Origin of the sequence: Yersinia hibernica (assembly GCF_004124235.1) — a bacterium.
Taxonomy (GTDB): Bacteria; Pseudomonadota; Gammaproteobacteria; order Enterobacterales; family Enterobacteriaceae; genus Yersinia; species Yersinia hibernica.
In genome coordinates this window covers 1,154,457-1,181,358 of record NZ_CP032487.1, presented here as the reverse complement: position 1 = coordinate 1,181,358, position 26,902 = coordinate 1,154,457, and the positions used below count along the sequence as shown (strand labels likewise).

Below are 26,902 nucleotides of genomic sequence, written 5' to 3'. Positions count from 1 at the left end.
TAACACGCATTCAGCTTGAATGTATGACGGGTCTATTCAAATAACAGCAGGAGATCACCACTAATATGTTGTTACGCCTACTTGCTGCCTGTGCACTTTCAGCTCTGAGTTTTTTCTTGCAGGCTGAAACCATTAAAGAAAGCAGCTCTTTTGCCATACTGGGCGAACCTAAGTACTCATCAGATTTTAGCCATTTTGATTATGTTAATCCGGCGGCTCCTAAAGGCGGAGATATCACGCTATCTGCGATTGGTACATTTGATAACTTCAACCGCTATGCATTACGTGGCAACCCGGCGGTACGCACGGAAAGGTTGTATGACTCGTTATTTGGCACGTCAGATGATGAGATTGGCAGCTATTATCCATTAATTGCCGAGTCAGCTCGTTTTGCTCCTGATTTTCACTGGATTGAAGTTGATATCAATCCCCGCGCCCGTTTCCATGATGGCCAACCTATTACTGCACAAGATGTCGCATTCACTTTCAATAAATTTATGACTGAGGGTGTGCCACAATTTCGCATTGTTTATAAAGGGGTGCAGGTAAAAGCCATTTCTCGCCTCACTGTGCGTTTTGAATTCCCAGAACCCAATAAAGATAAAATGTTGGGTCTATTTGGTTTACCCGTCATGCCAGAGCATTTCTGGAAAAATCATAAACTCAGTGATCCACTGAGTAAACCGCCAGTCAGCAGCGGCCCCTATCGGATTGGTAAATACAAGATGGGGCAGTTTATTACCTATGAGCGGGTTAAAGATTATTGGGCAGCCAATTTGCCAATCAATCGTGGGCAATATAATTTTGACACCATTCGTTATGATTATTATTTAGATGATAAAGTCGCACTGGAAGCATTTAAAGCTGGCGCTTTTGATTTCCGCGAAGAGACTTCACCCAAAAGTTGGGCGACACAATATGTTGGGGGTAACTTTGCGAAAGACTATATCGTCAAACAGGATATCGTCGATAACTCGGCCCAAAATACTCGCTGGCTGGCCTTTAATGTCCAGCGTCCTATTTTTAGCGACAGACGAGTTCGTGAAGCACTGACATTGGCATTTGATTTTGACTGGATGAATAAAGCGTTTTATTTCAATAGTTACCAACGCACTAATAGCTTCTTTCAGAATACCGAATATGCCGCTAAAGGTTATCCGGACAGTGCTGAACTGGCATGGCTCGCCCCGCTCAAAGGTAAAATACCGCCCGAAGTATTTACACAAATTTATCAGCCGCCACACACTGATGGCAGTGGCAATGCACGTGATAACCTATTAAAAGCGCGTGAATTATTGAGTGAAGCTGGTTGGGAAGTGAAAAATCAGCAATTGGTCAACCGCAAGACCGGCCAACCTTTTGTCTTTGAATTACTGTTACTTAGCGGCAGTAATTTCCAATATGTTCAGCCGTTTAAACATAATTTACAGCGTTTGGGAATTACCATGAATATCCGCGAGGTGGATAGTTCTCAGTTTGTTAACCGCCTGCGCAGCCGGGATTACGATATGATTCCTACGGTTTACACCGCGTTCCCCTACCCTAGCCCGAATCTGCAGATCTTGTGGAGTTCTGCATATATTGATTCCAGCTATAACACGTCGGGGATTAAAGATCCCGCCATCGATCAATTGATTGAACAGATAATTAAACATCAGGAACAGCCCGATGCACTGCGCTCCCTGGGGCGAGCGCTTGACCGGGTGTTAACTTGGAACTACTTGATGATCCCGATGTGGTATTCCAACCATGCCCGCTTTGCTTATTGGGATAAATTCTCAATGCCGGCGGACAGGCCCACTTACTCGCTCGGATTTGATAGCTGGTGGTTTGATGTCAACAAGGCAGCTCACCTGCCAGCAGAACGTCATTAGGGGGCAGTTGTGGGCGCATATCTGTTACGGCGACTGTTATTGGTCATTCCCACGTTGTGGGCGATTATCACTATAAACTTTTTTATTGTACAAATAGCCCCCGGCGGCCCGGTTGATCAAGCTATCGCCAATATTGAACTGGGCCATTCCGGCGGATATAGCGCCGGTGCTGGCGATGCGGCATTAGGGGGGGCCAAAGTTGGTCTCAATGCCGCGCAAGTTGGGGACAGTAACTATCGCGGGTCACGGGGATTAGACCCGGAGGTCATCGCTGAAATCAAGCAGCGCTTTGGTTTTGACAAACCACTGCATCAGCGCTATTTCGATATGCTGTGGAGCTATGTGCGCTTTGATTTTGGCGACAGCCTGTTTCGTGGCGAATCCGTCATGTCATTGATTAAGCATAGCCTGCCGGTTTCTATCTCATTGGGGTTATGGAGCACACTGATTATTTATCTGGTTTCCATTCCTTTGGGCATTAAAAAGGCAGTGCGCAATGGCTCAGCTTTTGATACTTGGAGCAGCACCTTAATTATTATTGGTTATGCTATCCCCTCGTTTTTATTCGCCATTTTACTGGTCGTGCTGTTTTCCGGCGGCAGCTATTTTGATTTATTCCCGCTACGCGGATTAGTGTCCAGCAACTGGGATACTCTGCCGTGGTACGGCAAAATAACAGACTATTTGTGGCACATTACCTTGCCGGTGCTGGCGACCGTGATTGGCGGTTTTGCCACTCTGACCATGCTGACTAAGAACTCATTTCTTGACGAAATCCGCAAACAATATGTGGTCACCGCGCGCGCCAAAGGGCTACCCGAAGAGAAAATCCTCTATCGCCATGTGTTCCGCAATGCCATGTTGCTGGTGATTGCGGGCTTCCCCGCCACCTTTATCAGCATGTTTTTCACTGGTTCATTGTTGATTGAAGTGATGTTTTCACTCAATGGTTTAGGGCTACTGGGCTATGACGCCACCTTGCAGCGCGATTATCCGGTGATGTTTGGCACTCTTTATATTTTCACTCTGATTGGTTTACTGCTAAATATCCTCAGCGATATCACCTATACCTTGGTTGACCCCCGCATCGACTTTGAGGGCCGCCAATGATGAAGCGACTAAGCGCTATTAATCAAGCCCGCTGGGCACGCTTTCGCCAAAACCGTCGCGGTTATTGGTCACTGTGGATTTTTCTGACCCTGTTTATCATCAGCTTGTTCGCCGAACTAATAGCCAATGACAAACCCCTGTTGGTCAGCTATAACGGCAAGATATATATGCCCTTTATGACCAATTACTCCGAATCAACCTTTGGCGGCATTTTAACCACCGCGGCTGATTACCAAGACCCCTACGTGATTGGCCGGATTAAAGATAATGGCTGGGCAATCTGGGCCCCCATTCGCTTTAGCAACAACACCATCAATTTTGCCACGGATGTGCCCTTCCCCTCGCCCCCCAGCCGCACCAATTTATTGGGCACTGACAGCACGGGCGGTGATGTATTAGCGAAAGTTATTTATGGCTTCCGTATCTCGCTGTTATTTGGGCTGACATTAACACTATTTTCGAGTGTCATTGGCATTTGTGCCGGGGCAGTTCAGGGTTATTACGGCGGCAGAGTTGACTTATGGGGCCAGCGATTTATTGAAGTCTGGTCCGGTATGCCCACACTGTTTTTAGTCATTTTGCTGTCTAGCATTGTGCAACCTAATTTCTGGTGGTTATTAGCTATCACCGTGATATTTGGCTGGATGGGGTTAGTGGGGGTGGTTCGGGCCGAGTTTCTGCGCACCCGAAATTATGATTATATCCGCGCGGCGCGGGCCATGGGGGTGCGTGACCGCGTAATTATGTCACGGCATATGCTGCCCAATGCCATGGTTGCCACTCTGACCTTTTTACCCTTTATTTTGTGCGGTTCTATCACCACTCTAACCTCACTGGACTTCCTCGGTTTTGGCTTACCCATGGGGTCGCCATCACTGGGAGGGCTGTTATTGGAGGGCAAAAATAACCTGCAGGCTCCCTGGCTTGGCATAACCGCATTCCTGGTATTGGCCGTGCTGTTATCTCTGTTGATCTTTATCGGCGAAGCGGTGCGTGACGCCTTTGACCCAAGTAAGGTGTACTGATATGGCGACCTCCCCCCTTCTCGACATTCAAAACCTCAGTATTGCATTTCGTCAGGCGGGCGTTGACCGCCAGGTGGTGAGCTCGCTTTCGCTACAAATAGAACGCGGTGAAACCCTGGCATTAGTTGGGGAGTCGGGCTCTGGCAAGAGTGTGACCGCGTTGTCAATTTTACGTCTGCTGCCCTCACCGCCGGTGATTTACCCCAGCGGCGAGATTCTGTTTGCGGGCCAATCACTGCTGCATGCCGATGAGCCGACTTTGCGCGCTATTCGCGGTGATCAGATTTCCATGATTTTCCAAGAGCCCATGGTGTCATTAAACCCCTTACACACCATTGAAAAACAACTGGCGGAAGTGCTGTCACTGCATCGCGGCATGCGCCGAGAAGCAGCGCGGACTGAAATCATTCAATGCCTTGACCGGGTGGGCATTCGCAATGCTAAAGGGCGTCTGGCCGACTTCCCCCACCAGTTATCTGGCGGAGAACGCCAACGCGTGATGATTGCCATGGCCGTGCTGACCAAGCCCAAATTACTGATAGCGGATGAACCCACCACCGCGCTGGATGTGTCAGTGCAAGCCCAGATCTTAAGTTTGCTGAAAGAGTTAAAGCAAGAGATGGGCATGAGCTTACTGTTTATTACCCATAATCTGAATATTGTACGCCGATTGGCCGATAACGTGGCGGTGATGCGCGAAGGTCGAGTGGTTGAGCACAATACCCGTCAAGCACTGTTTAACGCACCACAGCATGCCTATACTCGCCAATTATTGGATGCTGAGCCGCAAGGCCGCCCGCTGCCCATCACCATGGATTTGCAGCCCTTACTCCAAGTCAAAGGGTTACAAGTGGCGTTTCCAATTAAACGGGGCCTGTTGCGCCGAACCGTCGCGCACCACTATGCTCTGCGGGATCTCAGTTTTGACTTAAAGCCCGGTGAAAGCCTGGGTTTGGTGGGGGAGTCCGGCTCAGGGAAAAGCACCACCGGGCTGGCGCTACTGCGGCTGTTGCCCTCTAAGGGCGAGATTTGGTTTAATGGTCAACCGCTGCACAATTTCTCCCCCAAGCAAATGTTGCCTTATCGCAGCCGCATACAAGTCGTGTTTCAAGACCCTTATTCAGCGCTGAACCCGCGATTGAATATTCAGCAGATTATTGCTGAAGGGCTAGAGGTGCATCAGAAACTCAGCGCAGTACACCGTGAGCAGCGCGTCATTAAAGCCATGGAAGAGGTTGGATTAGACCCCGTAAGTCGCTATCGATACCCGACTGAATTCTCCGGCGGACAGCGCCAACGCATTGCTATTGCGCGCGCATTAATCCTGCAACCACAACTACTTATCCTTGATGAACCCACCTCATCACTGGATAAATCGGTGCAGGCACAAATATTGGCGTTGCTGAAATCCCTTCAGCAGCGCTACCAACTCAGTTACCTGTTTATCAGCCATGACTTACAAGTCGTGCGGTCACTATGCCATCAAGTGATTGTATTAAAACAGGGGGAAGTGGTGGAGCAAGGTGACTGTCAGACTATCTTTGCCGCGCCAAAACAACAATATACCCAGCAATTATTGCAATTTGCCGACTAGCTTGGCGCACATCAGGAATCAGAGCATACGAAAACGTCAGCATAAACCACTGACGCACGCGCAATCGCGTATCAGAAAGGATAAAGGGCGGTCATAGTCTCAGCAATAGCCACGCCAACATCTTTCAGGCGGCACATGGTTGCACTCTCATCCTGGCGGTGAACAAACAGGCAAGGCTCGCCCTCGCACTCCACAATCGCGGAGTCCACTTGAATATCTTGCAGCGAGAGATGGAGCCGCTGCATGATAATCTGCGCATGTGCACCATCATGGCTTAATAATTTCAGCCCCATGAGGTCATTATTGCTATCGTCTATCGCCGTTAGTGGGGTCGGTTCAACTTTGACGCCGATAAACCCAGATAACCAGCGGTAACTTTGCGGCAGACGATGTACTACCGAAAGTTGGATATTATTCACGTATTTTTCCTAGTAAAAATAGAAATACAGAAACTCACAAAAGCACCACAATGACTCACACTGACTAAAGTTATAGCCGCTAAATTGGCATTGTGCTTGATCCAAACCTCACCAAAACACAACATTGATAACAATTTAGAAACTAAAAATCTACAATGTCATTTTTTATGCGGTTCTAACCATTATTCGGCCCCTAACACCAAGGCCGAGATTGCCGGTTTGGGATTTAGATCCCATTTTTCGTTATATTTATACCTTTATGGCGGCCAGCTCAACCATTTTTATTGCAAACCCATTACCTAATACTGATCAATATTTTACATTTAAGGAACATTTTGATGCTAACCAAGCCTAATAAAACTGATTTAATTAATTGATAAATATATATATTAATCAATACACGGCGTTCTCTTACCCGCAAGGATGGCCGGTAAAAACAACGCCATGACAATTTTGTCTTTTTTATATCTTCGCTCAAAAAGTTAACAATATGGTGTCGAACAAAACTATGCAACAAATAATGATATGCATACTTACCATATTAATTAAGCGCAAGGATGGTGCTCTTTTGAGCGGCAACGATGGCGGTATTGGGGGTTGTGGCGGGCAAATTAAAGGCAAGAAGTCAGCAGACTGTCATTGGCAAACTGGCTACCAATCATAAATGTGAAGGGAACCTCCGCCAGCATTTGCCCTTCACATTTGAGTTATTGGGGTTATTTCACCGTTTTCTTATGCGGACGGCTGGCATACAGATACAACAGCATGGCGACAATAATACAAAACGCCATTGAACTGACCATTGGCCAAGCGCTGCGTGATGGGGCCATCGACAACAGCGTCCCGACGAGCGCGCCGATACCAAAGCGCAACGTCCCGGCCAGAGAAGAAGCCGTGCCTGCCATGTGCGGAAAATCATCCAAAATGACCGCCATAGCATTCGAGGTTATCATCGCGATACAACCGACATAAGCCGCGACGCCCAACACCAGAGCCCAGAAACCCAATCCAGCCGCACAAACTATCAGCAGCCAGATCCCCATAATAAGTTGCACCAACATGCCAAAGCGGAACATTTTCAGCGCGCCAAAGCGGCGAACATTGCGGCTATTAATCAATGTCATCAAGAACAAAAAGACAATGTTTAGTGCAAAGTAATAACCAAAATTCTGCGGAGAAACGCCATTTAAATCAATATAAACAAACGGCCCGGCGCTCAAAAAGGAGAACATTCCGGCAAAAGAGAAGCCGCTGGCCAGCATATAGCTGAGCACCCGCTTATGGCGAAATAAGGTGGCAAAATTACCTATAGTGGTGCGCAAATGGAATCGTTGCCGCTTTTCTGGCGGTAAGGTTTCTTTGATAAACAATGAAACCAGTATCGCCGCCACTAACGCAGCCCCCGCCATGCTCCAGAAAATTGCATGCCAGCTAAACCACACCAGCAAAGCACCGCCGATAATTGGGGCCAGCAATGGCGCGATAGTCATCACCAACACCACAAAAGACATCATGCGCGAGAAATCATCTTTGGTGAACATGTCTCGCATCAATGCATTAATCACCACACTGGCCGCCGCGGCTGACAAACCGTGCAAGAAACGCAAATTAATCAGTTGCTCAACAGATTGCGCCATCGCACAGGCCATGCCCGCCAGTGCAAAAACAAGGGTGCCCCAGAAGATGACCGGTTTGCGCCCGAGACTATCAGCCATTGGCCCATAGAACATTTGCCCGATGGCAAACCCCAGCACATAGGCACTTAGCGTCATCTGCACCGCACCACTTTCTACGCCAAACTCCTGCGCAATGATGGGCATACTGGGCAGATACATATCAATCGCCAAGGGCATTAACATGGATAGCAAACCCAGGATAAAGATTAAGCCAAAGTGGGAAGTCCGGCTATTGGTGTCATTTGGATTACTGGCAGGCACGTTCAACAACTCCTTCAATAACCAACAGCGGGTTATCTCAATAGCAAAATAGCGTGGCGGCAGTGCGCCAACGCTGTTATAGAAATCAATTACAGATGAGGAGCGCCAACACTCGCAATTTCTTCAATTGTCAGGGGGCGATACTCACCAGGCGCTAAATCATCATCAAGTTTGATGTCGCCAATGCGCTCACGATGCAGTTCCAATACACGATTCCCCACCGCCGCAAACATGCGTTTTACCTGATGGTAGCGACCTTCACTGAGGGTCAAGCGCACCAATTGTGGCTCGATAACCTCAAGCTGGGCAGGTTTAGTCAGCGATTTTTCATTATGCAACTGTACGCCATCAGCAAACTGCTGCGCCGTGTCATCCGCGACAGGGTGTTCCAGTGTCACCAAATAGGTTTTTTCACAATGGTGACGCGGAGAAGTTATGCGGTGTGACCACTGGCCATCATCGGTCATCAGCACCAGCCCGGTGGTGTCAATATCCAATCGTCCGGCGGCATGAAGTTTGTAAGCTACTGGTTCGTCGAGGAAATATAGCACCGTAGGATGGTCTGGGTCTTCTGTTGAACACACATAACCCTGCGGTTTGTTCAGCATAAAGTAACGCGGGCCAACCGTTTGTTGTAATGGGTTGCCGTCAAATCTCACGTCTTGTTCCGCGGTCAGCTTGATAGCCCCGTTTTTGACCACTTCACCATCGATGGTGACGCGCTTTGCCCGCAGCTCGCGCGCAACCAACGCCCGGCTAACCCCTAATTGCTGAGATAAAAACTTGTCCAATCGCATTGAATCTACTTTGCCTGTTATAGAGTCGCACCACTGAGGGGCACGATACCCGCACTCACCACCCGCCAACGATGGCAGTATGCTAATAATACGGTGTGAAATTAATGAAACAGTATAGCGGCGGTTGTCCTATCATCCTAGGAACAGTTACGCCAAAAGCCGTTATTGAGAAACAACTTATCCGCACAACACCGCCCCTCGCGCAGGCGGCGACACACAGGCATAATAATAGAAAGTCTTGAAGATAAATGGCATTTATACGTTGCAGGAAAGTATTGCAAATGGTGAATGAGTTGAACAACTTGCAAATGATGATAAAAATCACCGGGCAGGCACATTAATGGCCTTTACGTTACGCCCTTATCAGCAAGAAGCGGTGGATGCGACCCTTGCGCATTTTCGTCGCCATGTGGAGCCAGCGCTGATTGTTTTACCCACCGGCGCGGGCAAAAGTCTGGTGATTGCTGAGTTAGCCAAGCTGGCACGCGGGCGCGTGCTGGTGCTGGCACATGTCAAAGAACTGGTGGCGCAGAACCACGCCAAATATTGTGCCTACGGCTTAGCGGCCGATATTTTCGCCGCCGGGCTGCAACAGCGCCAAAGCAGCGGGAAAGTGGTGTTTGGCAGTGTGCAATCCGTGGCGCGGAATCTATCACAGTTTGATAGCGCCTTTTCGCTGCTGATTATCGATGAATGCCATCGAATCAGTGACGAGGATGACAGTCAATATCAGCAAATTATTCAGCACTTACGCAGCAACAACCCGCATTTGCGCTTGCTAGGATTGACCGCCACCCCTTACCGCTTGGGCAAAGGCTGGATTTACCAATTTCACTATCATGGCATCACCCGTGGCGATGGGAAATCCCTGTTCCGCGATTGTATTTATGAGTTACCCCTGCGTTATATGATTAAACACGGCTTTCTGGTGCCGCCAGAGCGATTGGATATGCCGGTCGTGCACTACGACTTTAGCCGATTGACCAGCAACAGCGACGGCATGTTCCGTGAGGCGGATTTAGACCGCGAGCTTAAGCAACAGCAAAGAATTACCCCGCATATCGTGAGTCAGATAATTGAATATGCCGCCCATCGGCGCGGGGTGATGATATTCGCCGCCACAGTCGAACATGCGAAGGAAGTCTATGGGCTACTGCCCAAAGGTGAGGCCGCACTGGTCAGCGCAGGAACGCCGCCTGCCGAGCGCGATGCACTGATTAGCGCCTTTAAGCAGCAGCAACTGCGTTATTTGGTCAATGTCGCCGTGCTGACGACCGGCTTTGATGCCCCACATGTCGACCTGATTGCCATTCTGCGCCCGACGGAGTCGGTCAGCTTATATCAACAAATCGTTGGTCGCGGATTGCGGCTCTTTCCAGGTAAAGAAGATTGTCTGATTCTTGATTATGCTGGCAATCCCCATGACTTATTCACACCAGAAGTGGGCACCAGCAAACCCCACGGCGATAGCCAGCCAGTACAGGTCTTTTGTCCAGACTGTGGTTTTGCCAATATTTTCTGGGGAAAATGCACCGAATCAGGTGACATTATCGAACATTATGGTCGCCGCTGTCAGGGCTGGTTTGAGGATGATGCAGGGGCTCGGGCACAATGTGACTACCGCTTTCGCTTTAAATCCTGCCCACACTGCGGAGCAGAAAATGACATTGCCGCGCGCCGCTGTCATCAGTGCCAAGAAGTGCTGGTTGACCCGGATGATATGTTAAAAGCGGCCCTGAAATTGAAGGATGCACTGGTATTGCGTTGCGGCGGAATGAGTTTGGAAGCTGGCCATGATGCGAAAGGCGAATGGCTAAAAATTACTTATTACGACGAAGATGGCACCCATACTAGCGAGCGCTTTCGCCTGACCACTCCCGCGCAGCGGATGGCATTTGAGCAAATTTTTCTGCGCCCCCACCGACGGGCGCCAGGTATCCCCCTTAAATGGCACAGCGCCGCAGATATCATCGCGCAACAGGCATTATTGCGATATCCCGATTTTGTTGTCGCCCGTCGCCGGGGGCAGTGGTGGCAAATCAGGGAAAAGGTTTTCGATTATCAGGGGCGCTTTAGAACAGCAGATTCACTGGCTTAATGGATACCACGGCGACTGCCGGTCAGCCGGCCAGTACCGCTGTAGTGTCAAATACCCAGGGGATATGCGGTATTGATTGCTGTCTGGCTGATATTTAGCTAGAATATCGCCCGCTTTGCTCTGGGGTTACCCAATCAAAGCCGAGTATCGAACCTGTTGCTGGGTCGCCTGTAGCAGGGTAAATTTTCTTTAAGAGAAAACAAAATGACCACTATCAATGTAGAAGTACGTAACGACCAGGGTAAGGGTGCGAGCCGCCGCCTGCGTACAGCAAATAAATTTCCGGCAATCATTTACGGTGGTTCAGAAGCAGCAATCGCTATTGCTCTTGACCATGACACCACAAAGAACCTTGAATTGAAACCGGGCTTTTATGATTCAGTACTGACTCTGGTTGTTGACGGTAAAGAAACCAAAGTTAAAGTACAGGCTGTTCAGCGTCACGCTTTCAAGCCAAAACTGACTCATATCGACTTCGTTCGCGTTTAATCGCGTCGATTTAGATATTCGGGACGCCGAAATAAAAAACGCCGCTTATGCGGCGTTTTTTATTGGCGATGCAAACACGGTTTATTTGCCGGAAATTACTTGCCTGAATTGCGCTGAAGCTGGTCACGTAGATTCGGTGGCGTACCTTTAATGGTCAAGGTGTCTGTCGCGGCATCCCAAAAAATACGCTCCCCCAGTAACAATGCATCAAAATTGATACTTAACCCACCGCCACTGCCTGCAAACTTGGTCAATTGACGCAATGTGCCGCGGTCTGCCGGGAAACTCTCTTCCAATGCATAGCCCTGCTCAGCCGAGAATTGCTGAAAATCTTTTTCTCCCAACTTCGGCAACTCTTGTGAGAGTTCCTGCAATGCAATTTCTTCACCGGCCTGCAACTGCTCATTACAATAGCTATAAACCTGCTGGCGATAAGCTTGGCGCTCATTTTTACCCAGCTCAGCATCAGCACAATAATCATCAACCGCCTGTAATAAACCGCGGTTTTGCGCTTTGGTATCCAAACCTTCAGCGGCAGACAAGAAATCCATAAAGAAATCAGATACTTTACGCCCTACCCGCCCTTTTAGGAAGGTCAGGTAACGGGTTGATTCCGGGTTGTTTTCCCATTCGGTTAAATCGATACGGGCCACAATATCAGCGCGATTGATATCAAGATAATGCGTGGTGCTGAGATCAAGCTGCTCATTCACCCGCATACTATTACAGCTGCTCAGCACCGAAATCAGCAAATACTCCACTGCCAGATAGCGGTATTGGCAAAACAGCACCACCCCACCCTCAGCAAATGGGTACTTGGCTAACTCATCACGTAAACGCCCGGTTGCCGCACGGCTAAAGCTGAGGAAGTCTTCATCACCCTTACGGCTTCGTTTCAGTGCTTCAGCCAGCTCGCTTTGCTCATTAAACAACCCGTAAGCTTTATTTTTGGCACTGTAAACCCGATGCAGCTCGGCCATCATTTCTTCAACTACAGCATTGGCAGGTAATAACGAATCGCGCAACACCACATCAAGCGTTTGTTCATCACGTTTGATAAGCTGATGTAAGGCTATCTGGTCAATATCCAGACTCATGATAAATACTCCTTTTGGCTAGGGGCGTATTCAATCACTGATGCCAGAGAGCTGCAACTCAAAAGCTATCTCGGCCCCCAATTAATGGCTAATGATTCTTAATGCTATAAAATAGCGGAAAAGCGCGTCTCTATACGGTAAGATATGGGACTTTGTCAGGTGTTGAGCACAATTTTTATGCCACAATCATCCCGTTATAGCGACGAACACGTTGAACAATTGCTGTCAGAATTGGTCAGCGTACTGGAAAAACACCGTACCCCAACCGATCTTTCTTTGATGGTATTGGGAAATATGGTAACAAATCTGATCAATACCAGCATTGCTCCTGCGCAACGCAAAGTATTGGCACGCTCTTTCGCTGAAGCCCTTCAAGCCTCAGTACGTGAAGATAAAGCTCATTAATTTATCGGCCAAGACTGCAATCTCAATATGGTGACAAATCGTCAGCGCTATCGTGAAAAAGTCTCCCAGATGATCAGCTGGGGGCACTGGTTCGCCTTGTTTAATATCCTGTTCAGCCTGGTGCTGGGTAGCCGCTATTTGTTTGTTTCCGATTGGCCTTCATCGCTGATTGGCCGTCTCTATGCCCTTGTCAGCTGGCTTGGGCACTTTAGTTTTATCGTTTTTGCCGCCTACTTGCTGGTGATATTCCCACTCACCTTTGTAGTGATGTCGCAACGATTACTGCGCTTCCTTTCTGCCGCTTTCGCCACCGCGGGTTTAACCCTGTTGTTAGTGGATAGCGAGGTTTTCACCCGCTTCCACTTGCATCTTAACCCCGTGGTGTGGGAGTTAGTGGTTAACCCGGATCAAACGGATCTGGCGCGCGATTGGCAATTGATGTTTATTGCCGTGCCTGTCATTTTTCTCGTCGAGATGCTTTTCGGCACCTGGGCATGGCAGAAACTGCGCAGCCTTAACCGGCAGCGCTTTGTTAAGCCATTAGTGGCGGTATTTATTTCCGCTTTCTTTGCCTCACATCTGATGTATATCTGGGCCGATGCAAATTTCTATCGCCCAATCAGTATGCAGCGCGCTAATTTGCCCCTTTCATATCCGATGACCGCGCGCAAATTCCTTGAAAAACACGGCCTACTTGACCAAGAGGAATATCAGCGCCGCTTGGTAGAGCAAGGGAATCCGGATGCATTAACAGTTGAATATCCGCTCAGCCAAATTGCCTTTAGTGACAAAGGCAGTGGTTATAATCTGTTATTAATTGTGGTTGATGGTATCCGGGTCAATAGCCTGCAAAAAGATATGCCCGCCTTGGGTGAGTTTGGCCATGCAAACATTCAGTTTGATCGGCATTACAGCTCGGGAAATCGCCAGGATACAGGGCTGTTTGGCCTGTTTTATGGTATTTCGCCAACCTACTTGGACGGCATTCTTTCTGCACGTAAACCCTCGGCCTTCATCACCTCATTGAGTGCGCAAGGTTATCAGTTTGGGTTGTTCTCATCCGATGGTTTTGCTTCGCCACTCTACCGGCAAGCTTTATTAGCTGATTTCACCTTACCGGCTCCGGCAGAACAAACAGATAGCGAAACAACGGCACAATGGCAGCAATGGCTGTCAACTGTGAATAATAATGCGCCATGGTTCTCCTATGTTAATCTCAATGGTGCAGTGGAGGCACAAGACCCTGTTATTGGTCATAAAATTGCAGCGCCAGCTGATTTTATCCGCCACTATAAAGCGGGTGCCAAAGATGTGGACCAACAGATAGCCACCATTCTGGATACTCTGAAACAGCGTGGGCTACTCGATAAGACCGTGGTGGTGATTACTGCGGCCCATGGCGTCGAATTTAATGACAGCGGCAATGATAGCTGGGGTGCGGGCAGCAACTTTAATCGGCAACAACTCCAAGTGCCACTCATTGTCCATTGGCCGGGCACCCCAGTGCAGAAAGTGAATAAATTAACTAACCACGAAGATATCATGACAACACTGATGCAGCGGTTATTACACGTTAAAACCGCATCAGAGGATTATTCGCAAGGTGAAGATTTATTCGCAGCACAGCGTAACAATAACTGGGTGGCAACCGGCGATAATGGCGTGCTGGTTATCACCACACCAACCCAAACGATTGTGTTAGATAATAATGGTGGATACCGAACCTATGATGAGCAAGGCAATGAAATTAAAGATGAAAAGCCGCAGCTCCCACTGTTATTGCAAGTGCTAACCGATATAAAACGTTTTATTGCGAACTAGCTCTAAAAACTGAACTGAGTGCGGTTAAAAAACAAGCGAACGTTTTGACATGGCCTTGCATTAGTCACTGTAAAATGTAGTATAAGCGCCACAGTATCGGCATGTAGCGCAGCTTGGTAGCGCACCGTCATGGGGTGTCGGGGGTCGAAGGTTCAAATCCTTTCATGCCGACCAAATATCTCAAAGAAAACCAACCTGTTAGGGTTGGTTTTTTTGTTTGTGGGGTTCGGTGATGGTAAACAGTGGTAAGAATTAGCTGAGAACTTCCACCATTGCGGTATAAGGTTATTTCAGCAGTATGTCAGTACCGCGTCGTTGCGCATCACGGCGCACGTCAGGGTGTCGGCCGTTCACTATCAGGGGTGAAACCAGCAATCCGCTTTTTAGCCTAAAAACTTGGCTCTAGCTAAAAAGCATTAGAAGCGATATTGCTCATTTTCATATTTCCCCCCTGCCGGTCAGTGAGTTGGGTTCTTAGTGGAAATAAAAAACCCACCGAAGTGAGCATTAAAATAGATTTGCCAAACATGACCATCATGTAAGTATTAACGATGACCTGCGGCTAATGATGTGTGAGTTTTAATTTATCTGTGGTGGCCGGTGCAGATATCCGGCTTAGATGCATACGCTGCGCATTCACCATATTCGGCTGGGTACTATTTCGCAACAACCCGTTAATCCGATCCGGCGCTCATGTGAATGCAATAGAAACGTAGCTATTGACCAACCAACAGAAGTATATATTTTGATTAAAAAATAAGTGAACCATGAATTAAAAAATCTCTATTTTTCATAGGAATAATTATTATTAACAGCCTTTACTTCATATCTAGTATGCATGGAATTAATTGAGATTATTATGCAAAAAAGCTGGTATTCGTTGTTAGGTGCAGAGATCAATAAGTGCGATAGATAGACTTTTAAATTTAGGATAATACAACTCGATCATATATCGAGTTTTCTAGAAAACACTAAATCCAAGTTAATAGTCTTGGATTCGTCACTTTGAAGCTGGGCCCACCTATAGCATACACATATACCTTAAGCCCATAACAATACTTCGTGTGAATATATATTACCAGCTTGGTATTAATACCAAGCTCATTATATAACTTAACCAAAACCGCGTTAACTCCAATTAATTCAATTATTTGAATTTATATATAAATTGACGGGAACGTTCCCTTGAGTAAAATATGACTTAATAATTTCCCTGGTGTTGGCCGAATTGGCATCCCTTACCAAATAGACGGTGGTAAGGGTTTTTTTTGCCTAAGAATACACATTTGACTGGATACAATTTCACAACAACTGGATTAACCAATACAGTACTCATGCGATGTAGACATCACAATTTGTCGGCTGATTCTGCATACGGGATAATCAAACCTATAAAAAAACCCCGCGATAAGCGAGGCTCTTAAAAGTTGTTATAGCTTAAATACCGAAAGCGAAGTTCATCGTCAGAGAGCCATCAATTTTAGTATCTTCAGTGATAGTGCCTTTCATATCGGTTACACCTGCCAATACCGGCTCAACCTCAAAATCAGCACTGAATACTTTACCCGCGGTTTGGGTGTTTGCAGCTGATGCCCACCCTGTAACAGAACCTGACCAAAGATTTGCTGTGGCGGCGACAGAAGTAAATGCATTGGTACTAGTGTAGAACAGATTGGATGGCTGATTATCAACCTTAGCATTCGACAGCACCACCCAATAAAATCCAATTTTCCCGTCACCGTTAATAGAACCTAGGCCGAATCTCGCCTTAGTCTCAGTGGAACTCGCTGTAGCCGCTCGGTTATCAACCGGGGTTACGTTCAGGTAAGTCGAAGCATCGCAACTTATTGTCCAACTTTTGCTCATTTTGGGTAATGCAGTCGTTGTTGTGCCTGATTTAATCTGAGTTGAACTTATATCACCAAAATTATAAACACCACTGTCTGGTGCACTAATATTACATGTTGGAACGCCTATCTTTCCTTTTACTTTTAATTCAGCCGTTGGGGGTGCTGCATGCGCCGTTGCTACCCCAAAAATCAGAGAGACCAGTACAGTCAAACCAGTCAGTTGCTTTCTCATTTCATGCTCCTGTGGGTTTCAACCACATAAACTCAATAGTTATCAGGTTATTACAAAAAATCAAAATCATTGTTTGCATCAAAGATTTCATTTTGCTTCTATGAGTCATTATTGAATTTTAGGCAATGATTAGATATGAGAGTCACGGCTGATTTGTGTGGGAATTTTCTTATAAACTGGAATAATATTGCAGACAGAAAAATAAAAATCCTGCCAAAGTGAGGTCTTTTTCATTGTGTAAGCTACGTGACAAAACAACCATTCTGAACACAATAATAGGTAAAACTCATTACGAATAGTTTTTTATGCAATCTTTCCTAATTCAGATTTATGTGTTCACTCATTCATTTCTAATAAATCCTTTCATACCAACCAAGTATTTCAAAGAAAACCAATCCGTTAGGGTTATTTTTTGTTTGTAGGATTTGGTGATGAACAATCTTCCCCTTGCTACCTACTCAGATTGTCATCACATAGAACACATTTCAATAAACTGACACAGCCTTTAATCCTTAATGGCAAGAAGCCACAACTCAGCCAAAAGGGCATAATAATTAGTATTGTTTATAAATAGCCAGAAAAGTCATAAATATTATTAATTATTAAAGCCTAGCGTTTTCATTATATTGCCTCTTAATTCCTTGTCTTCATGCTTAATTAGCGACATATGCTATTTGCAACAATTCAATTTTGTAGACTACATTTCCTATGGATACATTTTCAACCATAATTAATATGGTTGCATTTGAATTCATTACAATAATATATAATTTCAATCATTATCAAATGGAGTTATTATTATGAGTAATAATAATCAAATTAAGCATAAAGATGATACCGCAGCATTATATTTATTAGAGCAGGCTATGGGCTTTACTTTTCAAGCCTCATTACGTGCTGCCGCTATTTTAGGTGTCGCGGATCATCTGACAACCGGTGCGAAAACAGCCGAGGAACTTGGCAAGGCAGTGGGGGCTGATTGGCGTCAATTAAATCGTGTATTACGCATGCTGGCATCGCGAAATATATTTGATGAATTAGAAGATGGCCGATTTTCCCTTAACCCGGCAGCACAATTCCTCCGCTCAGATAGTCGTCATTCACTTCGCCCCGCCGTCTTGATGTTAACCGATAAAACATTTTGGCTCCCGTTAGGAAATCTTGTCGAAAATCTACGCGGCGAATCAGCCTTTAAGCAAATATTCGGAATGTCTTTTTACGAGTACTGGTCTCAAGAGAACCTTCCCGAGTCAGAAGGTGATTTTCATACTGGCATGTCATCCATGTCTTCGGTGGAAAATAACTTTTTAGTGCGCAGTTATGACTTCCCTGAACATGCCACCGTGGTTGATATTGCAGGGGGATTCGGTGGGTTATTACTGAAGGTTTTACAACATAATCCTACATTGCATGGCATTTTATTCGACCGCCCCGCAGTTTTAGCCAAAAATTGCCTTGGTGAGCTAGGGGATGATTCTCGCTGGGAAACTCAGACAGGTAATTTCTTTGAAAGCTGCCCCTCAGCGGATATTTATTTATTAAAATATATCACTATGGATTGGCCGGAAGAACAAGCAAGTAAGATACTGCGCAGTTGCCGTAATGCAATGCGGCCCAACTCAAAAGTGCTTATTTTAGAACCAGTGATATCCAAAGAAGATACCTGGCAGGGAGGAAAGGAGTTAGATATTATCTTGCTCGGCAGTTTTGACGGGGGGCAAGCACGGACAGAGAATGAGCTGAAAACACTCCTGGCCAGTGCTGATTTGCAGCTTAATCGTATCATCGACACTGGAAGCTATATCTCTATCATCGAGGCAATTCCTGGCTGATTATAGGCATCAGTTTGAAAATAAAATCAGCTTAACTGAAAGATTAAATATTATATTTAATCGGGTTAGTATTAGCTATTGAAGAGTGAAAACCATTTAGACAATGTTATGAAATATATTGCGGTATAACATTGTCTTTCTTGGTGATGACTATATTTTATTCATTCTAAAAAACCATAGTGCGCATTTTCAATATCGTATTTTAGAATTTTTAATTTAATAAATATCAATAAATTGTCAGAAGCCGAATTATTAAATGTTCATTATTTAGAGTTAATAATGCTGTTCCTGATTGTACAAGAGCAACTGTTGCTCAGAAATGAAATAAGCCGCTCATATAATTGAACGGCTTATTTCAGACAGCAGAGTTAGCAAAGGATTAAAGCTGTTCACCATTGCTGGCGATAACATTTTTATACCAATCAAAACTCAATTTACGTGAGCGCGCCATAGTGCCGCTACCGTCATCGTTTTTATCGACATAAATAAAGCCATAACGTTTGCTGTATTCGCCGGTCGTAAATGATACACAATCGATACAACCCCATGGGGTATAACCCATCAGGTCTACACCATCTTCAAACACCGCTTTTTTCATCTGCTCAATGTGGGCTCTGAGATATGCAATGCGGTAGTCATCATGAACCATGCCGTCATCAGCCACTTTATCGATGGCACCGAAACCATTCTCAACGATAAATAGCGGTTTTTGATAGCGTTCGTATAATACACTCAGTGAATAACGCAAGCCGACCGGGTCAATCTGCCACCCCCAATCAGATGCTTTAACATGTGGATTGGGGACACTGCCCTCAAAGCCGGAAAGTGAATTACCACTCCCTGGATTAATCGCAGAAACCGCATTACTCATGTAATAACTCAGCCCCATGTAATCCGCGCAACCCTCACGTAAAACCTCAAGATCACCCTGTTCCATATTGATAGTGAAGCCCCGACGTGCCCATTCATTCAGAATATACGAAGGATAATAACCACGCATATGGACATCACCGAATAGATAGCGCTCCCGCATAGCTTCCACTGAATACATCATGTCATCAGGATGGCAAGAGAATGGGTACAGCGGCACCATCGCGACCATGCAGCCAATTTTGAACTCTGGGTTAATAGCATGGCCCAATTTAACCACTTTGGCGCTGGCCACAAATTGGTGATGCAGAACCTGATACATTGTTTCTTCAGGATTTTCTTGCTCAGTGAATACAACGCCAGAGCAGCAATAGCCAAATAACGGATATTTCCAGTTACGCTGGTTATTGATCTCGTTGAATGTCATCCAATATTTGACTTTGCTTTTGTAGCGCTCCATGACCACTTCACTGAATCTCACGAAGAAGTCGACCACTTTGCGATTTTTCCAGCCACCATATTCTTTAACTAAATGCCATGGCATTTCGAAATGAGATAGCGTGATAACCGGCTCAATGCCGTATTTCAGCAGCTCATCAAACATGTCATCGTAGAATTGCAGGCCAGCTTCATTGGGTTGCAGCTCATCACCATTCGGGAAAATGCGCGTCCAGGCAATGGAAGTACGGAAACATTTGAAGCCCATCTCAGCAAACAATGCAATGTCTTCTTTATAATGCCCATAAAAATCAACTGCTTCATGATTTGGATAGCGGTAACCGTCTTGCACCCCATCGGTCATTACACGGTCAACACCGTGCGCGCCGCCGGACAAAACATCGGCAATACTGACACCTTTGCCACCTTTATCCCAGCCGCCTTCAACCTGATGTGCCGCAACAGCACCACCCCATAAAAAATCTTTCGGTAATTGTTTATGACTCATAATTATCTCCCTCAATACTGCGGGCAATTGTTCACCCTGTAAATAGCAATTAGTAGCGAGTGATTAGCTCGCCCGAACCTTAAATATTTCAACCTTGATTCATTTGCGCCTGAGCAATTGGTGCTGCAGCGGCTTTCACACTGCTGATTTGGTCTGCATTTTCGGCTTCATCAGTGAAGCCAACTAACCAAGTGAAAACCGCCCCTAAGACGAAAGCGACGCTAATCGACAGCAGGAACCCCAGAAACTGTGCCATATGGCCCTCTTTAAAGAATACCGGCAATACTGCAATTCCGGGTAAGCAATAACTCCATGACACAGCATTAAAAGTCCCGGCGATAGCCCCGCCTATCCCACCGGCAGCACAACTGCATAAGAAAGGCTTCTTCAATCGTAACGCCACCCCGTAAATAGCCGGTTCGGTAATACCGAATAAAGCCGTAATACCTGCTGACAATGAAATTCCTTTCATTTCGCGATTGCGTGTTTTTAAATACACCCCAAACATGGTGCCGGCCATGGCAAAGACGGCGGAAGCTTGCAAGCCAGTAAAGGTGTCATAGCCCAGTGTGGCATAGTTGCCAACAGTCACCGGAGTAATCCCCCAATGCACACCCAGTGTGACCAATGGCTGCCAAAATGCGCCGACCATAAACCCTGCTACCGCGGGGCTGAGATGATAAAGTGTGTTGTAAACGCCCCCAATTGCCCCACCAATTAAATTCCCCACCGGGCCAAATACCAGCAGAGTTAATGGCACCATAATGGCAATACAAAACATCGGGGTAAACAAATTACGCACCACCATCGGCAACACTTTTTCACAAAAACGCTGCACATAAGACATGGCCCAAACCATTAAAATGATCGGAATAACCGAGGCGGTATAGCTCAGATATTGCACGGGAATACCGAAGAAATCCAAGGTCGGCGACGACAAAGGAATACCGGCAATAGTATTCAAAATATGGGCAACTTGCGGATTATCCAGCGCTTCGCGCATCAATTGCTGCACGGCAGGATCTGCGGAGTTAACCGTGACGATTTTGTTGGCCGTCAGCATATTCATATAATCAGGGCTGATTAGTGCGCAGGCAGTAATAACGGCGCTGAAAGGATTAACATTGAATTTCTTGGCGGCGGTAAAGGCCACCATCACTGGCAGGAAAGTAAACCCGGTCCAGGAGACAAAATTTAGAATTCGATAAGTGCCGCTAGCGGCATCCATCCAACCTATTGCGGCGAGAAAAGAAATAATTCCCTGTAAAATACCGCATGCAGCCAGTGGATAAAGAAAAGGGGCAAAAATACTGGAGATAATATCCATCAAACGGCTAACAATGCCGACTTTCGGTGCTGCAACCTGCGTATTTTCATCGATATTAATCAAGCTGATAACATGCTTATAGGCATCACCGACGTGGTTACCGATAACCACTTGCATTTGTCCACCAGCTTCAATGACGGTAATAACGCCTTTAACACGATTTAATTTTTCTTTGTCGACAATTTTATTATCTTTCAATATAAAACGTAAACGCGTCGCACAATGTGTGACTGTAATCACATTATTATCACCGCCAATATACTTGATAATTTCTTGGGCGGTTAATGCGTAATCAATTGCCATTATTATTCTCCTGTCACAAACGCTGAGTATAAGATAAACAGAGTGTTATCGGCTTATTATTAATATTCTTGGTCGATTGAGACTGAAGTTTAACAAAAAGAAATATGAAGTCACGATATAACAAAAGTCGTGACTTGGTATATGTCACAGGCAAAAAACACCCTGTTTTATTTGATGTTTTTATTAATTAACCGAGGGAGTTTCTTACCAATGGTTTCAATAATATATAACACTGGGATCTGAGTGGTAATATTATATTGCCCTTCCAATACAATAGGCGGCATATGGTAAGATATATTCAAGTCAGCCATCTTGGCCAGTGTTGAATTATCACTGTTGGTGATGCTAATTATTTTACAGTTTTGTATGCTAAACTGATTAGCAATACGGATAATTTCTTCGGTTTCACCTGATACAGAAAAGATAATTGCAATCGCATCCTGATACATATCACTGTTGATAGGATAATAAGGATCATCAATATATGTGCTGTATTTCCCTACATTAGAAAAGAAACGCGCACTGTATTTCCCTAATGCACCAGAGGTACCTATCCCAACAAAAATAATTCTGCGCGTATTAGCTATTTGCGCCGCTGCATTATCCAGTAACTCATCAAATTCACTATTATTGATGCTTTTAAAATAGTTAATTATTTCACTAATGCCAAAACTGACCGGCGGTTTTTCGTCATGTTCTAAATAGAGTTTAAAACGAACACGGAATTCAGAGTAACCATCACAATTCATTTTCTTACAAAAACGCAAAACCGTGGTGGTAGAAACGCCCGCGGCATCTGCCAGTTCCCTGATGGTCATGTACATCACTTTGTCCGTATTTTTTATGATGTAGTTATAGACTATCAATTCCAGTTCGTTCAGTGAGGATATTTCTTGATATGTAAACATACTGGTACCTGAAACGATGCATTGGCTTGAGATAGGTAAATTTAGCATGAAATGAGGAGACTAACGAGAGGTTGGGAATTGATATAGTGCTTGACTGATAGACAGTCTCGAGCCAGCAGATTTATTGCAGAGAAATGATTGGCTGCTGCCAAAAAAACACCGCCAGAGACTAATTTAGAGGCCGCAATGGTTGCCTTACACCCAATAATACTGTATATTAACACAGTGATTATTATTTAGGAAAAAACTATGCGCGTTGAATTAATTTATGACAAACGGAATGTCGCCGGCTTGACGAATGCCAATGAAATGATCAAAGCAGAATTGACCAAACGTGTACATCAGGTATTTCCAGATGCCGAAGTTAAGGTGAAACCGATGCAAGCGAATGGCATTAATACCGATGCAAGTAAACAAGAAAAATCCGTGCTCAATCGTTTGGTGGAAGAGATGTTTGATGAAGCCGATCAATGGTTAGTGAGTGAGTTTTAACTGGGGATGTGAGGGGCATTGGCCTGGGTTTTATTATTTCTCATATCACTGACACAATAATAAGAAATCAAAGCTTCAATGTTCCTTTTATCTTTTTTAAGATGAATTTCACACTTTTAATATTACTATTTTTTTCAACTTTAGTTTCATATCGGGCACAACACGTTGTCATATTGAAATAAACAACCATCTGTTTTTATTGAATATAAACACCTCCAACCCCCTCTCTTTATAACACCATTACATAAAAAAGAATTAACAATGGTGCATGAATTACACTTTGTTACTGTGATTCAGCTCAAGTTTTCCCATCCTGCGCCGTTATTTGAATTATGCCCCCCTTCCATTTAGGACGCTCTATGCTTGATTCTATTCGTTCACGTATTTTGGCTGCCTGTATCATCATCGTAGCGGGTTCACTTGCCATTAATACTTACTTTAATTATTCGGTTGCCAACAAATACAATAGCAGTGCGATTGATAACACCTTGAAAGCCGTCACCGCCAGCCATGGGGTGGGAATTGCAGACTGGGTGGCCATGAAAACGCACATGGTCGTGTCGCTGAAAGAAAGTGCACTCACTGCAAACCCTATTGCCGCCTTACAACAAGTGGCGGCTGCAGGTAACTTTATTAACGTTTATATAGGCTACGCGAATAAGACGGCCATTTTTTCTAATCCGGAGGGTATTCCTGCCGACTATGACCCCACAGGACGCCCGTGGTATTTGCAAGCGGTGAAAGCGGGCAGCCCTATCGTGACTCCCCCTTATATTGATGCTGGCACTAATCAATTAGTGGTGACCTTTGCATTGCCCATTATTCAGGATGGTAATGTTAAAGGGGTCTTAGCAGCGGATGTCACCATGGATAGTGTGATTGCCAACGTGAAATCCATTCATCCTGCAGATGATAGTTTCGGGATGTTAATTGATGCTGATGGCACAATTATCGCGCATCCCGATTCACAGCTAGCCCTAAAACCGTTAAGTGAGATTGCCCCGACCTTAGATCTTAAAGCCCTATTGACCGCGACTTCCCCTATCACAACGGAGATAGGGGGCAGCAGTAAATTGCTGCTCGCACAAGCGGTGCCCGGCACTCAGTGGTTTACTGTGGTGGCACTTGATAAGGCCCATGCCACTGCGGGGATGCGCTCATTGCTCACCACATCCTTGGTCACTCTGATTGTCATTATTTTAATTGCAGTTGTGATAATTAGCTTGATTACCCAACGTGCTCTGACCCCGCTGACCCACGTGCATAAAGCTATGGATGCTATCAGTTCAGGCACCGAAGATTTAACCCAGCGCTTGCCGGTCGAGGGGCGAGATGAAGTCGCCAAAATAGCCCTGTCATTCAATAAGTTTGCCGACAAACTCAGTGGCGTGATGGCGCAAATCCGCAATACCAGTGAATCCGTTAGCATTGCAGCTAATGAAATTGCGGCAGGTAATCAGGATTTATCTGGCAGAACAGAATCCGCCGCCGCCAGCTTGCAACAAACCTCGGCGGCATTAGAGCAAATCTCAGCAACAGTGGCGCAATCTGCCAGTGCGGCAAGGCAAGCCAATACTGCGGTGCTCTCGGCAGCTAATGATGCTTCCCGTGGTGGGGAAGTTATTGCCAAAGTTATCACTACCATGGAATCCATTGAAGCTGCCTCGGGTAAAATCGGCGATATTACCAGTGTCATTGATGGCATTGCTTTTCAGACCAATATTCTGGCACTGAATGCCGCCGTAGAAGCGGCGCGTGCCGGCGAGCAAGGCCGGGGCTTTGCGGTAGTGGCGGGAGAAGTTCGCACATTGGCGCAGCGCAGCGCGCAAGCAGCAAAAGAGATTAAAACCCTGATTGACTCGACCGTCAGCAGTGTCGCCTCGGGTTCCGGCCAAGTGCGGCAAGCCAATAATACCATGACCGAGATTGTGGGCAGCGTATCTGATGTCACGACAATTATGTCTGAAATCACTAACGCCGCAGATGAACAAATGCGTGGTATCCATGAGATCAATAGTGCAGTAGCGCAATTGGATACCATGGTGCAACAAAATGCCGCGCTGGTTCAGGAATCAACAGCCGCCTCAGCAGCATTACAAGCTCAGGCGGCTGATTTGACCAGCGCCGTGAACCAGTTCCGGATCTAGCCACAATAATGTACGCGGCGGGAAGCGGCCCCGCTTAAATAAACCATTAACTTTGATGATAAGCCGAAGGATACCTTTCGTTTCAGTGGGTTATATTCACCCCACTGAAACGCGCTACTCAAGCAGTATCCGGGCACCAATCTTAAGTGCGGCAAAATTGTCCGGTGCTAACCCAGCTTCCGTTAACGCCAGTTTCAGTTGTTGCGGCGGCTCATCCAGTGATTCATCAGCCAATTCAAACACTCCCCAGTGAATCGGCACCGTCACCGGTTGCTGTAGTTGCTCAAATAACTGAACCGATTGCTGCGGGTCCATATGCTGCGCATTCATAAACCAACGCGGGGCGTAAGCACCGATCGGCAATGCCGCATAGTTAAATGGCCCCAATCTTTCGCCAATGGTGAGCAATTGTGGGCAATACCCCGTGTCACCAGTAAAGTAGAAATTAATTGCATTGCGCCTAACCACCCAGCCTGACCACAAACTTTGGTTACGATCCCAAGGTGTGCGCATGCTCCAATGACGTGCGGGCACACAATGAAACTCAAATTCAGCAGCCAAATGTTTATCCCACCAATCTAATTCGTGAACATGGCGCGCACCATGTTGCAGGAACCAACTTTTCAGCCCCAGCGGGGCTAAAAAAATCACATCGGGGAAACGGCGCAATAATTGGGTGACTGTCGTGACATCCAAATGGTCATAATGATTATGAGAAATCACCACCACATCAATATGCGGCAATTGATTTACCTTGGCAGGTACTGGGGTTCTGCGCGCGGGCCCGTAAAAATTGAGGGGCGAAGCACGGCTCGACAACACCGGATCAAACAAAACCGTTTTGCCACTCACGCGCAATAATAATGTGGCATGGCCTAACCACCACAATGCATCTTGCTGACCACTAAAATCAGCCGCTTGCCACCAGTCAGTCACAAACTGCGCATACCCTTGCTGCGGAGGTTTGGGTAGCGACTGGCGCTTGCGCTCTTCACGCCAGCGTTTCAAATCTTGGGGATGGTGAACAACAGGCTCCAGATTCTGGAATCCAAACTCGGTGTGGTGTGGTTTGCTGGCATCATAATAAGGGTTTTTCTTCGCCATTTTACATCCTTCACAGCCAGCCACTTTTGTAGCCAGAATACATTCATGGGCTATGCCCGTAACAGTCCACACTTGCCTAATATGAATACTTTGATCACATGAACCATCAGACGGCATGTTGGTGATGAGTTGCAGGTAACTTTTTAAAATATTGCCACACTTATCACGGTCATTATTACCATAAACAGGCATTATCATTCATTCACATTATTCTGGATATTGTGT

The 26,902-nt window shown here is 46.0% G+C and carries 20 protein-coding genes and 1 tRNA gene; 12 read left to right on the top strand and 9 right to left on the bottom strand.

The genetic code is table 11. The features are described from left to right. The first annotated feature begins 65 nt into the window (after window positions 1-65). Genes D5F51_RS05545 through yejF form a run of 4 tightly spaced genes read left to right on the top strand, consistent with a single transcriptional unit; the run spans window position 66 to window position 5,603 of the window. Entirely contained in the window at window positions 66-1,874 is a 1,809-nt protein-coding gene (locus D5F51_RS05545) for an extracellular solute-binding protein (RefSeq protein ID WP_025378863.1), read from the top strand. 9 nt (window positions 1,875-1,883) lie between these two features. Next, a complete protein-coding gene (locus D5F51_RS05540; RefSeq protein ID WP_087768703.1) occupies window positions 1,884-2,984 on the top strand; it encodes a microcin C ABC transporter permease YejB in 1,101 nt (366 codons plus the stop codon). Next, window positions 2,984-4,009 (top strand): ABC transporter permease, encoded by a 1,026-nt coding sequence (locus D5F51_RS05535; RefSeq protein WP_167480534.1) that lies wholly within the window; start codon window positions 2,984-2,986, stop codon window positions 4,007-4,009. Before D5F51_RS05540 ends, D5F51_RS05535 begins: the two co-directional genes overlap by 1 nt. Before the next feature lies 1 nt (window position 4,010). Next, window positions 4,011-5,603: a microcin C ABC transporter ATP-binding protein YejF gene (yejF, locus tag D5F51_RS05530; protein ID WP_129195834.1), complete on the top strand. Its 1,593-nt coding sequence runs from the start codon at window positions 4,011-4,013 to the stop codon at window positions 5,601-5,603. Window positions 5,604-5,674: 71 nt separating this feature from the next. On the opposite strand, the gene D5F51_RS05525 is transcribed toward yejF, so the two are convergent. The 3 genes from D5F51_RS05525 to rsuA form a co-directional block, all read right to left on the bottom strand. After that, window positions 5,675-6,022 (bottom strand): YejG family protein, encoded by a 348-nt coding sequence (locus D5F51_RS05525; RefSeq protein WP_025378865.1) that lies wholly within the window; start codon window positions 6,020-6,022, stop codon window positions 5,675-5,677. 716 nt (window positions 6,023-6,738) lie between these two features. Further along, complete coding sequence (locus tag D5F51_RS05520; RefSeq protein WP_025378866.1) at window positions 6,739-7,959, bottom strand: Bcr/CflA family multidrug efflux MFS transporter; 1,221 nt, start codon at window positions 7,957-7,959, stop codon at window positions 6,739-6,741. An 89-nt stretch (window positions 7,960-8,048) separates the two neighbouring features. Continuing rightward, window positions 8,049-8,756 carry a 16S rRNA pseudouridine(516) synthase RsuA gene (gene rsuA, locus D5F51_RS05515; RefSeq protein ID WP_129195833.1) on the bottom strand — a complete coding sequence of 236 codons (708 nt, stop codon included), beginning with the start codon at window positions 8,754-8,756 and terminating at the stop codon, window positions 8,049-8,051. A 340-nt stretch (window positions 8,757-9,096) separates the two neighbouring features. On the opposite strand from rsuA, the gene radD reads away from it, so the two are divergent. After that, the gene (gene radD / locus D5F51_RS05510) at window positions 9,097-10,854 is read left to right on the top strand and encodes a DNA repair helicase RadD (protein ID WP_129195832.1); all 1,758 of its coding nucleotides are present in this window, start codon (window positions 9,097-9,099) and stop codon (window positions 10,852-10,854) included. 204 nt (window positions 10,855-11,058) lie between these two features. Next, window positions 11,059-11,343, top strand: a complete 285-nt coding sequence (gene rplY, locus D5F51_RS05505; RefSeq protein ID WP_129195831.1) for a 50S ribosomal protein L25 — start codon at window positions 11,059-11,061, stop codon at window positions 11,341-11,343. Between the two features lie 95 nt (window positions 11,344-11,438). Here the strand turns inward: rplY and yejK are convergent, their stop codons facing one another. Next, on the bottom strand, window positions 11,439-12,440 hold the full coding sequence (yejK, locus tag D5F51_RS05500) for a nucleoid-associated protein YejK (RefSeq protein ID WP_129195830.1): 1,002 nt from the start codon (window positions 12,438-12,440) through the stop codon (window positions 11,439-11,441). Between the two features lie 177 nt (window positions 12,441-12,617). Here yejK and D5F51_RS05495 point away from each other — a divergent pair, with 177 nt between their 5' ends. The 3 genes from D5F51_RS05495 to D5F51_RS05485 all read left to right on the top strand — a co-directional run bounded on the left by D5F51_RS05495 (window position 12,618) and on the right by D5F51_RS05485 (window position 14,840). Next, window positions 12,618-12,845: a YejL family protein gene (locus tag D5F51_RS05495; RefSeq protein ID WP_002208836.1), complete on the top strand. Its 228-nt coding sequence runs from the start codon at window positions 12,618-12,620 to the stop codon at window positions 12,843-12,845. A gap of 27 nt (window positions 12,846-12,872) precedes the next feature. Further along, window positions 12,873-14,666 carry an LPS biosynthesis-modulating metalloenzyme YejM gene (yejM, locus tag D5F51_RS05490; protein WP_129195829.1) on the top strand — a complete coding sequence of 598 codons (1,794 nt, stop codon included), beginning with the start codon at window positions 12,873-12,875 and terminating at the stop codon, window positions 14,664-14,666. A gap of 97 nt (window positions 14,667-14,763) precedes the next feature. Then, window positions 14,764-14,840, top strand: a tRNA-Pro gene (locus D5F51_RS05485). Window positions 14,841-16,103: 1,263 nt separating this feature from the next. Here D5F51_RS05485 and D5F51_RS05480 read toward each other — a convergent pair. Then, a complete protein-coding gene (locus D5F51_RS05480; RefSeq protein WP_025378873.1) occupies window positions 16,104-16,748 on the bottom strand; it encodes a DUF1120 domain-containing protein in 645 nt (214 codons plus the stop codon). Window positions 16,749-17,548: 800 nt separating this feature from the next. On the opposite strand from D5F51_RS05480, the gene D5F51_RS05475 reads away from it, so the two are divergent. After that, complete coding sequence (locus D5F51_RS05475; RefSeq protein ID WP_129195828.1) at window positions 17,549-18,580, top strand: methyltransferase; 1,032 nt, start codon at window positions 17,549-17,551, stop codon at window positions 18,578-18,580. A 379-nt stretch (window positions 18,581-18,959) separates the two neighbouring features. Here the strand turns inward: D5F51_RS05475 and D5F51_RS05470 are convergent, their stop codons facing one another. The 3 genes from D5F51_RS05470 to D5F51_RS05460 all read right to left on the bottom strand — a co-directional run bounded on the left by D5F51_RS05470 (window position 18,960) and on the right by D5F51_RS05460 (window position 22,934). Continuing rightward, window positions 18,960-20,396: a 6-phospho-beta-glucosidase gene (locus tag D5F51_RS05470; RefSeq protein WP_025378875.1), complete on the bottom strand. Its 1,437-nt coding sequence runs from the start codon at window positions 20,394-20,396 to the stop codon at window positions 18,960-18,962. Between the two features lie 88 nt (window positions 20,397-20,484). After that, window positions 20,485-22,026, bottom strand: coding sequence for a PTS transporter subunit EIIC (locus tag D5F51_RS05465; protein WP_129195827.1), 1,542 nt, complete (start codon window positions 22,024-22,026; stop codon window positions 20,485-20,487). A gap of 167 nt (window positions 22,027-22,193) precedes the next feature. Next, window positions 22,194-22,934, bottom strand: coding sequence for a MurR/RpiR family transcriptional regulator (locus tag D5F51_RS05460; protein WP_025378877.1), 741 nt, complete (start codon window positions 22,932-22,934; stop codon window positions 22,194-22,196). 249 nt (window positions 22,935-23,183) lie between these two features. On the opposite strand from D5F51_RS05460, the gene D5F51_RS05455 reads away from it, so the two are divergent. Further along, window positions 23,184-23,426, top strand: coding sequence for a DinI family protein (locus D5F51_RS05455; RefSeq protein ID WP_025378878.1), 243 nt, complete (start codon window positions 23,184-23,186; stop codon window positions 23,424-23,426). A 359-nt stretch (window positions 23,427-23,785) separates the two neighbouring features. Further along, complete coding sequence (locus D5F51_RS05450; RefSeq protein WP_129195826.1) at window positions 23,786-25,573, top strand: methyl-accepting chemotaxis protein; 1,788 nt, start codon at window positions 23,786-23,788, stop codon at window positions 25,571-25,573. A gap of 114 nt (window positions 25,574-25,687) precedes the next feature. On the opposite strand, the gene D5F51_RS05445 is transcribed toward D5F51_RS05450, so the two are convergent. Then, window positions 25,688-26,677, bottom strand: a complete 990-nt coding sequence (locus tag D5F51_RS05445) for an MBL fold metallo-hydrolase (RefSeq protein ID WP_162301693.1) — start codon at window positions 26,675-26,677, stop codon at window positions 25,688-25,690. Window positions 26,678-26,902: the final 225 nt, after the last annotated feature.